The sequence below is a fragment of the Actinoplanes sp. NPDC049316 genome, assembly GCF_040677315.1.
In the GTDB taxonomy this organism is placed as follows: domain Bacteria; phylum Actinomycetota; class Actinomycetes; order Mycobacteriales; family Micromonosporaceae; genus Actinoplanes.
The window spans coordinates 1-11,950 of record NZ_JBFAQM010000008.1; the positions used below are offsets into that span (position 1 = coordinate 1).

Annotated in this window: 12 protein-coding genes and 1 pseudogene; 4 read left to right on the forward strand and 9 right to left on the reverse strand. The window is 66.8% G+C overall.

The annotated features are described in order from the left end of the window. Positions 1-86: 86 nt before the first annotated feature. From AB0K03_RS14435 to AB0K03_RS14465, 7 genes and pseudogenes are all read right to left on the reverse strand, one after another. Positions 87-194, reverse strand: a pseudogene (locus AB0K03_RS14435) (kinase); the annotation flags it as partial. Continuing rightward, entirely contained in the window at positions 191-673 is a 483-nt protein-coding gene (locus AB0K03_RS14440; protein ID WP_364684345.1) for an Imm1 family immunity protein, read from the reverse strand. The pseudogene AB0K03_RS14435 and the gene AB0K03_RS14440, both read right to left, overlap by 4 nt. Then, the gene (locus AB0K03_RS14445) at positions 670-1,413 is read right to left on the reverse strand and encodes a DddA-like double-stranded DNA deaminase toxin (protein WP_364684347.1); all 744 of its coding nucleotides are present in this window, start codon (positions 1,411-1,413) and stop codon (positions 670-672) included. Before AB0K03_RS14445 ends, AB0K03_RS14440 begins: the two co-directional genes overlap by 4 nt. A gap of 238 nt (positions 1,414-1,651) precedes the next feature. Further along, positions 1,652-2,512: an SAM-dependent methyltransferase gene (locus tag AB0K03_RS14450; protein WP_364684349.1), complete on the reverse strand. Its 861-nt coding sequence runs from the start codon at positions 2,510-2,512 to the stop codon at positions 1,652-1,654. A 91-nt stretch (positions 2,513-2,603) separates the two neighbouring features. Next, positions 2,604-3,263 carry a GPP34 family phosphoprotein gene (locus tag AB0K03_RS14455; RefSeq protein ID WP_364684351.1) on the reverse strand — a complete coding sequence of 220 codons (660 nt, stop codon included), beginning with the start codon at positions 3,261-3,263 and terminating at the stop codon, positions 2,604-2,606. Further along, positions 3,263-4,267: an acetamidase/formamidase family protein gene (locus AB0K03_RS14460; RefSeq protein WP_364684353.1), complete on the reverse strand. Its 1,005-nt coding sequence runs from the start codon at positions 4,265-4,267 to the stop codon at positions 3,263-3,265. Before AB0K03_RS14460 ends, AB0K03_RS14455 begins: the two co-directional genes overlap by 1 nt. After that, positions 4,260-5,711: an APC family permease gene (locus tag AB0K03_RS14465; RefSeq protein WP_364684355.1), complete on the reverse strand. Its 1,452-nt coding sequence runs from the start codon at positions 5,709-5,711 to the stop codon at positions 4,260-4,262. The genes AB0K03_RS14460 and AB0K03_RS14465 overlap by 8 nt, the downstream gene beginning before the upstream one ends. A gap of 465 nt (positions 5,712-6,176) precedes the next feature. Between AB0K03_RS14465 and AB0K03_RS14470 the strand changes: the two genes are divergently transcribed. Beyond that, positions 6,177-7,220, forward strand: a complete 1,044-nt coding sequence (locus AB0K03_RS14470; protein WP_364684357.1) for an NAD-dependent epimerase/dehydratase family protein — start codon at positions 6,177-6,179, stop codon at positions 7,218-7,220. On the opposite strand, the gene AB0K03_RS14475 is transcribed toward AB0K03_RS14470, so the two are convergent. Further along, positions 7,212-8,591 carry a helix-turn-helix transcriptional regulator gene (locus AB0K03_RS14475; protein ID WP_364684359.1) on the reverse strand — a complete coding sequence of 460 codons (1,380 nt, stop codon included), beginning with the start codon at positions 8,589-8,591 and terminating at the stop codon, positions 7,212-7,214. The two genes, AB0K03_RS14470 and AB0K03_RS14475, sit on opposite strands and share 9 nt — an antisense overlap. A 211-nt stretch (positions 8,592-8,802) precedes the next feature. On the opposite strand from AB0K03_RS14475, the gene AB0K03_RS14480 reads away from it, so the two are divergent. Genes AB0K03_RS14480 through AB0K03_RS14490 form a run of 3 tightly spaced genes read left to right on the forward strand, consistent with a single transcriptional unit; the run spans position 8,803 to position 11,317 of the window. Next, positions 8,803-9,906 (forward strand): radical SAM/SPASM domain-containing protein, encoded by a 1,104-nt coding sequence (locus tag AB0K03_RS14480; protein ID WP_364684361.1) that lies wholly within the window; start codon positions 8,803-8,805, stop codon positions 9,904-9,906. Then, a complete protein-coding gene (gene tmk / locus AB0K03_RS14485; RefSeq protein ID WP_364684363.1) occupies positions 9,903-10,508 on the forward strand; it encodes a dTMP kinase in 606 nt (201 codons plus the stop codon). Before AB0K03_RS14480 ends, tmk begins: the two co-directional genes overlap by 4 nt. Positions 10,509-10,516: 8 nt before the next feature. Further along, complete coding sequence (locus tag AB0K03_RS14490) at positions 10,517-11,317, forward strand: endonuclease/exonuclease/phosphatase family protein (protein ID WP_364684365.1); 801 nt, start codon at positions 10,517-10,519, stop codon at positions 11,315-11,317. Here the strand turns inward: AB0K03_RS14490 and AB0K03_RS14495 are convergent. Continuing rightward, a complete protein-coding gene (locus AB0K03_RS14495) occupies positions 11,314-11,880 on the reverse strand; it encodes a CYTH domain-containing protein (protein ID WP_364684367.1) in 567 nt (188 codons plus the stop codon). The genes AB0K03_RS14490 and AB0K03_RS14495 overlap by 4 nt on opposite strands. Between the last annotated feature and the right edge of the window lie 70 nt (positions 11,881-11,950).

The window sequence follows — 11,950 nt, forward strand, 5'->3', positions numbered from 1 at the left end:
GAAGATCATGGAAGGTTACAAGCCTCCCGAGATCAATAGCTGGGCGCTCACTGGACGTCACGTACACGAAGAGGACGGTGAGAAAACTCGATCAGCGCGCAGCCGCGCCCGTAACGCCGGCGCACCTCCCGAGCAATCGACGACTTGCCACTACCGGAATTGCCGCGAACGACGAGAAGGCTCGGCGTGCTCATCGCGACCGCGCAGGACCGACGCCGGTGGCCGCGGGGCCGGTCCAGGAGAGGTTCGTTGGCTGCTGGCCGGTCTCGATGTACTCCCGGATCGCGCGGATAGCCGCCCCAGGCGTGACAAGGGCCCGGTCAGCAGGAACCTGGATGGGTGGATAGTCGGTGCACTCAGTCACCAACAAGGGGCTGTGGTGCGCTGTCACGCCCGGCTCGACAGCTGTCTGCTTCGTGGGCAGCCACTGCACGGCGGCGCGGCCGGACTCGACATCAAGGTCAACACGCAGAGGCGAGTCGTCGCGTTGATCGGTGGGTAGAGGTCCCCACCACGACGTGAACCCGTGACCGCCGTGCGGGAAGACCCTGCTGAGCGTGTCGTAAACCAGCGCCTCGGCGTCATCCGGCGAGTCGACCGTCTCAGTATGGATGTCCCACCAAGCGCGGGCGGCGTGCCCGATCGGCTCGGATGGAGCGCTGAAGGCGGTCATCGTTCTATCCCTTCTCCGGTGCCACGGTACGTACGGTACGGCCTGAGGTCACCGCCGCCGTACCGGACATACACGTGTAATACCTTGCCTGGCGGCATCATCTTCGGCAGGGAGACGTCGCAGCCGTACGGTCCCTGGCAGGGCTCGTTATTGATAACCAAGCTGGCTTCCTTGATCCATGAGCGGCGCAACAGTGCTGCTGCTTGTCCCTCGGCGTGATCGACGGATACCGGTCGGAACCGTCGCTTCAGCCCTTCCAAGTTCGCGGGGCGTCGGCCACTCGACACGGGGTGCGACGCTCCGCCAGGCGCTACGAGAAATCCCTCAGTTGGGTCACGAGGCTGACGCGGTGGCAGCCTTTCCGCGAGCTCCTGCAAACGCGGACCCGCTGGCGGCGGCCTGGAACCGTTCCTACCGTCCGCCTCACCGCTGTCCGAGGATGGCCGGCTGCCGTCAGCTGGCCCCTCGCCGAGGTGGAAGCCGAGCTGGGAACCGTATCCCTGATAGCGTTCGATTGCCGCGGCGATCGTGTCGCTGGCCTCTGACGCCGCTGTCGCCGCGCCGGCCAAGGCTGAAGCACTGGCATGGATCTCTGGTCGTTCGGCGCTCACCGCGACGGCACGCAGACGGTCTTGCGCGTGAGACAAGGTTCGTCCGGCGGAAGCAATACCGGCGCGTGCCTCGGCCAGCGCAGCGAGCGCGGCGCGGATCTGAGCGGCTACCTCACTGGCGATGCTCATGGATGTACCGATTCGACGTGGTCACGGGGCCAGGAGCGAGCGGAAGGACGTCCATCGTTTTCGGGCAGAGCGCCGCTGCGGCTATGCCGTGCGGGTCAGTCGAATAGCGTCGCTTGCGGCTCCTTCGTGACCAACACCGTCGGCACCGTCTTCCCCTTTGCGTGCAGGCGTGGTTCGGCGAATCCCCCGAAGGGCTCTGTCCCCGTTTTTTTCGTGTTCTGCCGAGCAAACGCAGTGGTCAAGGTGGGCACCTGGAACCGGCGAAGTCAAGTGGCCAGCGGCGGCCCGCAACAGTGGTCTTGCGGGCGACACCGGCGTAGGCGGCGACCTGCTCCGGCGGAGTTGGTGTGCTGCCCGGTGGCGGGCGCCATTGGCTGGCGACAACAAGGCCCGGTGCGACGAGGTCAAGACCATCGAAGAAGCGTTGGGCCTGCTGATAGGTGCGGCTGGTGAAGTCACCGCGGCCGGGAACACTGGTCAGCGCGGCGGCGGTTGCCGGGGGCAGGAGCTCTGCGGTGGCGTGCGACAGCACGAGGTAGCTGCCCGGCGCCAGTCGGTCGAGCAGAGTTTCGACGATGGAGTAGGGGTCGTCGTGTTCGGTGAGGAAGTGAAGGACGGCGACGAGGAGCAGCGCGACCGGTTGGGTGAGGTCCAGGGTGCGCTTGAACGCAGGGGCGTCGAGGATGGTCACTGGGCGTTTGAGGTCGGCGTCGATGTAGTCAGTGCGTCCGTGAGGGTGGCTGGTGAGCAGCGCGCGGGCGTGGGTGAGGACGATGGGGTCGTTGTCCACGTAAAGGACCCGCGCGTCCGGCGCGACCGCTTGGACGACTTCGTGGGTGTTGTCGGCGGTGGGTAGGCCGGTGCCGATGTCGAGGAACTGGCGGATGCCGGCCTCGGCAGTTAGCCACCGCACTGCGCGGTGCAGGAATCGGCGGTTCTCGATGGCGGCGGTGCGGATGTGCGGGAAGATCTTTTCGATGGCGTCGCCGGAGGCGCGGTCAGCGGCAAAGTTGTCTTTACCGCCGAGCCAGTAGTTGTAGCGACGTGCGGGATGCGCTACGCCTGTGTTGATGTTGGGTGCCGGCGGCTCAGGGGACACAGAGGGGCGACCTTCCACGGATCCTAGGGACTGAACGGGTTGCCGGCGTGCCGCTGGACGCGCTGGTGCAAGCGCCTGGTCGGCGTGGTGGTCAGAATGCGGCGGTGGCGAGGTCACCGATCGCCGCGCGCACACCGAGCGCGACCTGCGGCACGGCGAAGAACCGCGATGTCGGCCCGGCCCGGACAGGAATCTGATCCGTGATGGCGCGCAGTATTTCCTCGGCTTCACTGGTGGAGTAGGGCAGTACAAGAACGCTGTGGAGGTTGAGCGCCCAGACCAGCGCGCACAGGGTGTCTACTGCCGGGTCGTCAAGGTCCCGGTACAGCCGGCGCACGAAGTCCGCGCGGATCCAGTTGGCCGCGTCGTCGTTGACCAGCCGATACCTCACGCTGCGCAGCGTGCGACGCTCCTCGTAGATGATCCCGCTGGCGACCAGCAGCGCGTGGACGCGTTCGGCGAACCGGGGGATCGGTTCGCGCAACACATCGGTGAGCAGCGGCGCCTTCGGCTGATCGCGGATGACCTCCAGCACGGCGGCCGTGACCGGGTCCGCGGGCTTACCGCGACCTTGGGGCAACACGCAGCCCTGATTGATGACCACGTGTGACTGCACGAGCAGGTCAGCCACCGTGGCCCCCGCCAGGCCAACGGCCAGCGCCCGGGCGTCGATACGCGGTTGCAGGTCGCGGGTTTCATCATGGCCGAGCAGCCACACCTGGTCACGCAGGGAGGCAATGTCGGCGAGCATTAGTGCACCCCCGCCGCGAGGTCACGCAGCCGCTGGTGGGCGCCGCGGTAGGGCTGCGCCCCGTCGAGCAGGTCCTTGCCGATGGCGGCGGCGATCGTGTAGTCGGTGTCGACGACGTTACCGACATGCGCTCGCCCGGCCTGCGATAGCAGCTGGTAGGCATCGAGGACATCGAGGCCGGTCAAGTCGCTGACCACGCCGACGAGGTCGGCGTGCGCCGCCCGGTAGGCGTCCTCGAGCGGGCGCGCTACACCGATCGACATTAGGTGCGTGTCGGTCTCCAGCCGCGGCCACGCGGTGGTGACGCCGGGGATGACCTCCACGGCGAGGGTGACGTCCATCGGGACCTCGACGGCCACCCCGCACAGCTCACCATCGCCTTGGCGGGCGTGCCCGTCACCCAGCGCGAGCAGGGCGCCGTCGACGTTGACGGGTAGGTACAGGGTGGTGCCGGCCTGCAGGAGCGGGGTGTCGAGGTTACCGCCGTGCGCACCGCAGGCGATCGACGCGCGGACTTCGCCGGCGGCGGGGGCGACGCCGACGGTGCCGAGCATCGGCGCGAGCGGCAGATCAACCGCGTATTCGCTGTTGCGCGCCGTGTACCGCACGGTGCTGTTGTGGGGGTCGATGGTGTACTGCCATACCCGCTCCTCCAAAGCCGGGTGCAGCATCGCGGTGGTGTGCGTGCCGGTCAGCGCGCCGAAGTGCGGGAAGGTGGAGGAGAACCCCACGGTGCTGGACGGTGTCAGGGAGAGCAGGTGCACGGCAAGGGTGTCACCCGGGCGGGCGCCGTCGACGTAGAAGGGCCCGGTGACCGGATTCAGGTACGGGAACTCACAGACGCGGCTGGGCAGATCATCGACACTGCGGACCTTGCCGGCGAAACAGTCCCAGGTCCGAACCCGCACCCGGGTCGCCGAGGGGATCGAGGCGATGGGTGCGCGTCCGCCGAACGTGTAACCCACTGTTTCAGCCGTGGCGTCGAAGACCTCCGGCTCAGCCATGGCGGCCCACCAGCCCCGTCGTGGCGTCCTCGACGGCGCCGGTGAGGGTGTCGGTGCCCAGGCCGGCCAGGTGCAGTCGCCGACCGGTCGCCACCATGGCCAGCAGCACGAGCACGCCCAGGGCGAGCCACGCCAGGCCGACGCGCTGCGCCAGGATGTTGGCGTGCACGATGATCCCGACCAGGATCACCACACCGAACAGCGGGAGGATCCACTGCCGCAGTGGCGGCCCGGCCACGGGGCCGAGGCGTCGGCGCCGGGCCAGCACCGACAGGTGCACGACAATGAAGCTCAGCAGTGCGCCGAAGTTCACCAGGCTCGCCATCAGGGTGATCCCGTCCGCCCGGGATGCCATGTACAACCCCAGGGCGAGCGACACCGCGGCGGTGAGCAGGATGCCGTTGGTCGGCACCGACCGTGCCACCGACACCTTCGCCAGAAACGCCGGGAGTTGCCGGTCGCGGGCCATCGCGTAGAGCAGGCGGCTGGTGGCGACCTGGGCGACCATGTTGTTCGCCAACCCCCACGCCAAAGCCGTGGCCAGGGCGGTCAGCGTGGCCAGCCACGGCCCAGCCGCGACCCGGGCGGTGTCAAAGAACGCCGTACCGTTGGGATCGCCGTCCGCGATCAGCGCCGCTGGATCCTCCACGAGCAGGGCAGCCAGGAACGTTTGGGCGATGAACACCAGGCCGGTCACGCCGAGAGCAGCGATCATCGCCCGGCTGACCTGTTTGGCGCCGCCCTTAGCGTCCTCCGCGAGCGTGGACAGCGCGTCGAAGCCCAGGAACGACAGGGTGGCCACCGACGCAGCGGTGGCGAGCACGCCGAGCTGGAACTGGCCGCTGGTGAAGATTGGCTCCCAGGAAAACCCGCGGCCGCGGCCCATGGCCAGCGCAACCACGGCTGCGACGATGTAGATCGCAAGGATGGCGAGCTGGCCGGCCAGGAAGATGTTGTTCGACAGCCGCGTGCTTTTGATCCCGAGCAGGTTCACCGCCGCGTTGGCGCAGACGAAGATGACGATCCAGCCCCAGACCGGCACTGCCGTGACGATCGAGTTCATCGCCACCGCTGCGATTAATGACAGCAGGCCCGGCACCAAGACGTAGTCGAGCAGGATCGTCCACCCAGCCAGGAACCCCACCCACGGTGCGATGGCCCGCCCCGCATAGGTGTACACCGAACCGGCCATCGGATAGGCCTGGGCCATAACACCGTACGACGACGCGGTGATCATCATCGCCACCATCCCGATCAGGTAGGCGAGGGCGACCATGCCAGCCGAGGCTTGGAACACCGAACCGAAGATCCCCATGGGAGCGATCACGACCATGTAGATCAGCCCGTATACCACTAGGTGACCGAAGCGCAGGGTGCGTCTAAGTTCCTGGCGGTAGCCGAACCGTTCCAGGCTCGCCGTGCCGTCGAGCGTCTGCGCAGTCATCACCGTGAGACCTTTCTCTGCAGGGCATGGGAAATCCGGAGGAGATAGGGGTAGGGGCTAGACGACCTTCGAGAAACCCGGGGCGGTGCGCTCTCCAGGAACGGCAATGGCCGCACTCTCGGCAGGTACTGAATGCACTCCGAGGCAGGCGGCGATCGCAGCGCACCCGCCCCGGAGTCGCCTGTGATGCCGATCGGCAACGGGCGTTCGAGGTCGTCGCCGGTGACGCGCGTCGGATGCGCTCGAGAGGCTCTGCCGGGATGGTGCCCTGAGCCTCATCCCGTGCCTCCTCTTCCGAGCCGCAAGCAAACCGCGTCGCGGTATGTGCAGCACCACTCAAGGTCCTGATCGCTGATGTCGGAAAGCTTTGACAAGGAGTGGTGACATCCGCTGACAACCGCCTCACGCGGAAACGTGAGCGCTGTCCGCTTTTCGTCACTCAGCGCGGTAGGCGATGATGGCGGCATGCGGTTGCTTGTTCTTGGTGGCACGTGGTTCCTCGGGCGCGCTCTGGGCGAGGTCGCGCTCAGCCGTGGTTGGTCCGTGACCACTTTCAACCGCGGTAGGTCTGCCGCTGATCTACCGGGTGTGCAGGCGATCCATGGTGATCGTGAGCGGCCGGAGGACCTGGGACGGCTTGCGGAGCACGGTCCGTGGGACGCCGTCGTCGACACCATCGGCTTCGTGCCGAACCAGGTCCTGGCAGCGGCGCGCGCCCTGGCACCTGTGGTGGATCGGTACGTGTTTGTGTCGTCAGTGAACGTCTACACCGGCTGGCCGGACGAACACCTAGACGAGACGTCCGAGCTATTTGAGTGTCCACCAGACGCTAACGAGACCTTCGGCGCCGAACTGGGATACGCCGGGCAGTACGGCGCGCTCAAGGCGGGATGCGAACGCGCTGTCGTATCAGCCGTGGGAGCGGACCGCACGGTGAACCTGCGCCCCGGCGTCATCCTGGGGCCTGGAGAGTACGTTGGCCGGCTGACTTGGTGGTTGAGGCGGGCAGCACGCGGCGGGCCGCTGCTGGTTCCCGGGCCGGCGGACCGGCGGATCCAGCCGGTTGACGTGCGCGACCTGGCGCAATTCGCGGCGCATTGCGCGACAGAACCATTGGAGGGGGCGTTCAACACGACCGCTCCGATCGGGCACGCGTCCTTCGCCGAGATGATCGATGCCTGCATCAGGGTTACCGGTGCTGGCACCCAGCCCGTGTGGGTGGATCCCGATTGGCTGACGGCGCAGGGCGTGCAGCAATGGACCGAACTGCCGTTGTGGCGTACACACCGCGGTGTGTGGGCCGTCAACAGTGCGAAGGCTCAGCAAGCGGGCCTGCGATGCCGGCCGCTGCGGGACACCGTCGCTGAGACATGGGCGTGGATGAACAGCGGCGGAGCAGCGGTTATCGGCGAGGGAGAGGCGGGCCGTGCCGCAGACCACGGTTTGGCGGCCGAGCGAGAACACGAACTCTTAAGCCAATGGCAACAGCGCTCGAGCCAGTCAGGCTGAGGGGAGAGCGGGAGGCGCTGGCCGCTGCGCCAGGAACGCAGCCACAAGATCTGTCACCTGTCTTGCTTCGGGCGCCTGACGCCAAGCCGGCGTGCTCAGCAGGACTTGAACTCGGTTGAGACGCCCGAGCAGACCGGTCCGTCGCCAATCTGGAGGCATCGACCACAGAGGCAGCAAGACATCCTCGCAGGCGTCGATCGCTTCACTGGATAGGTGACAGGTAGCGAGGTCAACACGCGCTTCGGCCGCTACCGTGCTCCACGGGGCCATTGTCTGGGTCATGGTGATCTCGAGGGCGGTCGCCGCGGCGGTGGTCGCTTCGGCTGGGCGGTCAACTTGCAGCCACGCGGTGCTGGCGCACCGTGCCTGCTGTGCCTCGCCGAAGCCGAACTCTCCGCCGATGACGTCGTGAAGCAGATCGTCGCCGTCGTCGCCGCGGGCATCTTCGGCTGCGGTGAGTGTCCGCCCGACCTCGTCGTCGGCGCCGCGGTGCGACCAGGCGCGGGCGAGCACCGATAGGGCGCGTACCCGCGCCGTGCCAGCGGGCGCCAAGGCGACAGCCGCAGTGGCGTGGCGTACCGATTCGTGGGTTTGGCCGGTCCAGTACGCCACGGTGGCTTGCATCCCTTTGGCGTACGCCCGTACGCCAGCGTGACCGATGATCTCGCCGTAGGTGTCGGCTGCGCGTGCGTACTGCATCGCCGCCGGCCACAGGCCGAGGTCGACGCTTGCGCTGGCCAGCAAGGCAACCGCTTGCGCCGTGACCAGGTACAAATCGTGCTGCTGAGCGGGACGCCCGGTCCTGCCCAGCGCGGCGACGGCGAGATCACGAACCCGCAACGTCTCTCTGATCGCCTCAGCCGGGGTTAACGTCCCGAAGTCTCGGGCTATGTGGGTGGCATCGTCACGAAGCTGATCGATGCTGATGTCCGACACTGCCAGTGCTCCTGCGGTCATCGCGTGTTCGCTACTTTGGCGAGCAGCGACCGTGATCGCCCGCTCTAGTCCAACGTACGCGCCGTCCTCAGGGTCAACAAATGCCACTTCACCAGCAGTAACACGCGTCGAGGACCCGGAGCGCAGCGAGTTGACGGCGGTCCGGCGAGCGTCCTGGACTCGCTGACGCTGCGCGATGGCTTCCACCGCGTCATAGCCTCGCGTCAGGACGCCGCCCGTACCAAGCTCGCGGTCGCAGCGCTGCCAAAATTCCCTCGGAGCTCGCTGGCCGCCGGTCTCGACGTTCGCGATCGTGGACCGTCCGTAGAGCATCTTCGGGGCGAAGGTGTCCTGGGTGTACCCGGCGGCCTTCCGCAGGGCTGCCAGTTGCCGGCCGAGTTCAATCCGGCCCTGACGGACCGCGTCAGGCCCCATCCGCCCACCACCTATCGATCGGCGTGCATCGCTGGTTGATCGTCTCGTGTGTCGGCTGATTTGCCAATGCTGCCGGTTGTCAAAGCTTTGTCGGAGATGGCTGTCGGCACTGTCCGACATGGTGAGCGCTGACCTTAACTCGAATCCGAAGCACCGTGGGTGCACGGACGGGTGATGCCCGTCCGCCGCGGTCGATGGAGGGAGTTACCTGGTGAAGCGCTTGATCGTCGACACCCACGCCTCGTCGTGCTATTTCCGCACGTCGGTGGGTGGGGACTCCCGCAAGGCGTTGGTGCAGATCACTGAGCGGTGCAATTTGCATTGCGCCCACTGTTTCGTATCGTCGACCTCAGAAGGCTCTGACCTCTCCTTGGCCGTGTTCACCGAGCGGGTGCTGCCCAGGCTGCTCGCCGCCAGGGTTGAACGCATCACCCTGACCGGCGGTGAGCCGTTCGTGCATCCCGAGATCCTGGGCTTCTGCCGGGCAGTACGCGACGCCGGTCTGCCGGTGGGGGTCTGCACGAACGCCACCCAGAGTAGCGACGAGCAGATCGCTGAGCTGGCCGCGATCGGCGGCGTGCACATCAACGTGTCGTTCGACGGATTCAGGGCCGCCAGCCACGGCAAGTTCCGCGGCGACAGATCCTCGTTCGAGACAACGGTGGCGACCACCCGTAGGTTCGCCCGCGCAGGGCTGTTGCAGGGCCTGCTGTCCACGCCGAACACGCTGACGAACCCGGTCGAGTTCGCCGACCTCTGTGCCTTCGCTGTCGAGATCGGCGCGCAGTACGTGCTGATGAACCCGTTGTCGTCGTTCGGTCGAGGGGTCAAGAGTCAAGGCAAGCTGGCCGCGCCCGATGAAGTCATGCGCGTCATCCGGACGCTCACTGAACGATTCGCCGACCGCCTCGACGTGGTACAGATCCGCTTCCCCAACGATGACCTGCCGCTCGGCGGCTGCGACGCGGGAAAGCTGGTGTACGTCTACACAGACGGCCAGGTGGCCGTCTGCCCATATCTCGTATTTGCCGCTCGCACGCCAGCCTCGCAATACGCCGACAGCGACTTCTTTGTCGGCAACATCTTGCGCGAAGAGATCCAAACCAGCCTGGACAACTACGATTTCCACGCCCGATACACGGTCGGCGCCAACCCGACCTGCGGCAGTTGCGCAATCAACAGCTCTTGCGGCAAGGGCTGCCCTGCCGCGGTGGTATCCCGCGGAGGAAGGATCGGCGACCTCGACGACGAGCAATGCCCCGTCACCCCGGCCCCCGGACGGCGGCTGCTACCGCTGGCGGTCGCCGACCGGTGAGCAGCTTGTTTCTGGCGGTGGAAGGACCCAATGGCGTCGGCAAGACCACCGTCGCCAAGCTGCTGGCCGATCGGCTTGCCGAGACCAGCTCCTACGGAGTCCACCTCACCAGTGAGCCGACGCGCACACCGCTGGGACAACTGCTGCGCCGCAGCGAACACGTCGTTCACGGCCGAGCGCTGGCGCTCGCCCTGGCCGCCGACCGAGCCGCGCACGTCGAAACCGAAATCATCCCCCGGCTCGACGACGGACTGCACGTAGTCACCGACCGATACGTGCAATCCTCCCTGGTACTCCAGCGCATCGACGGCCTCGACCTGAGCGAGATCTGGTCCTACAACCGCTACGTTCTGCCGGCGATCTCTTTCTACTTGGAAGACGAACCCGACACCATCGCTGCCCGCCTCGCGCAACGTCCCGCACTGACCCGGCTGGAGACCGCCGGCTCACCGGACAAGGAGCTCCGCCTGTACCGAGATGCTGCCCGGCACCTGCGACGCCACGACTGGCGCCAGCACGTCATCGACTGCCGCGGTCGAACGCCCTCGCAGGTCGTGGCCGCTATCCTCGACGAGCTGTCCCGCACCGACGACCCGAGCTGAGCCCACCTGTGCTGTCCGTGCTGACCCTCAACGTGCAAGCCGCCTCATTAGCGCGAGCGCAAAGGCTGCTCGCCTGGCTCGACGCCCGCCACGACGACGTTGTCATCCTGACGGAGACCAGCAACGGACCCGGCACCGCGCATCTGCTCGACCAATGTCGCGCCGCTGGCCGGCACGTGGTTCACACCCGAACTCAGGACGGCGACCGAGGCTGTGCCCTCGTCAGTCGCCTACCGTTATCCGTCCGCCGCGACCTACTCCCCGAAGTGAGCCTGCCCGGCCGAGCGGTCACGGTCACCTTGCAGACGAACCCCGCGGTCACGGTGCTCGGCTTGTACGTGCCGTCCAGCGACCGCGCGTCGGCCAAGGTGGCCAAGAAGCGCGCGTTTATCGCCAGCGTTCTCGACGGGCTGCGGCACCTCAACGACGAACACCGAGCGCAGATGATCGTCGGCGGGGACTACAACGTGATCACCCGCGATCACCAGCCCAGATATCCTGCCTTCCTGCCCTTCGAGTACGACTTCCTCGACGGACTGGCTCAACTTGGGCTGGCCGACGCCCATCAGGAGCTGCACGGCGACGTGCAGGCACATAGCTGGATGGGCCGAGCAGGAAACGGCTACCGGTTTGACTACCTACACACCGGAGCCGCACTCACGGGGAAGCTCGACACCTGCGAGTACCTGCACGAACCGCGCGAGCAGAAACTGACCGACCACGCAGCCGTCGCCGCCACCCTGCGTATCTGCGTCGATGAGGAGACTCGGGCTTACGAGCCTCTGGCGGCGGCAGCGCCTCTGTTCTAGCTGGCGATACGCGCGGCGCGGATCAGAGAGTCGTAGGTATCCGTGACGCGTTGCACCGGTACGCCGAGCGAGCGGACGAGTTGGTCGAGCCGGTCCTGAACGGCATACCCGGACTCGTCGGCCCTGATCATGGCTTCAAGCTCGAGGAAGGTTCCCAAGCCCTCGACGTTGTCCAAACACAGCGCTGCCTTGCCCCACCGGCCGCTGCGTCGGGTCTTGGCGATGCGCACAGTGGCAACAAACCCCATGGTCATTAGGGCTGCGTGCATCTGCTCGCGGTCGGCAACTGTCGTCTCGTGTTCCAGGCACGCCATCTCGTTGTCCACCGGCCGCTTCACGGTGAACAGGTGCGCGCCGTTCTGGGTGCGGAGGCGAGCGAATGGGACCCCGGTCTTGCTCATGCCGTATTCCCAGCCGGCGGGGGCGTACGCCTGATCGTCTTGCCGCGTCGGCGGCGATAGCAGCACGCCTTGCTGAGTCAGCGCGTCTATCAGCGCTACCTCGTCGGTGACCCGGTACTTGACCTCGATCTCCTGGACGGCGTCTGCCGTGGTCGCCTGCACGGGCGGCAGCTTATCCGCGATGCGCTGCCTTGCCGAGCTGCCTCACCCGGGCGAGGCCAGATCCCTCCAG

Bases quoted from the DNA above. Each gene is read 5' to 3' on its own strand.
- AB0K03_RS14440 (WP_364684345.1), bottom strand. From the start codon at position 673: ATGACCGCCTTCAGCGCTCCATCCGAGCCGATCGGGCACGCCGCCCGC.
- AB0K03_RS14445 (WP_364684347.1), bottom strand. From the start codon at position 1,413: ATGAGCATCGCCAGTGAGGTAGCCGCTCAGATCCGCGCCGCGCTCGCT.
- AB0K03_RS14455 (WP_364684351.1), bottom strand. From the start codon at position 3,263: ATGCTCGCCGACATTGCCTCCCTGCGTGACCAGGTGTGGCTGCTCGGC.
- AB0K03_RS14460 (WP_364684353.1), bottom strand. From the start codon at position 4,267: ATGGCTGAGCCGGAGGTCTTCGACGCCACGGCTGAAACAGTGGGTTAC.
- AB0K03_RS14465 (WP_364684355.1), bottom strand. From the start codon at position 5,711: ATGACTGCGCAGACGCTCGACGGCACGGCGAGCCTGGAACGGTTCGGC.
- AB0K03_RS14470 (WP_364684357.1), top strand. From the start codon at position 6,177: ATGCGGTTGCTTGTTCTTGGTGGCACGTGGTTCCTCGGGCGCGCTCTG.
- AB0K03_RS14475 (WP_364684359.1), bottom strand. From the start codon at position 8,591: ATGGGGCCTGACGCGGTCCGTCAGGGCCGGATTGAACTCGGCCGGCAA.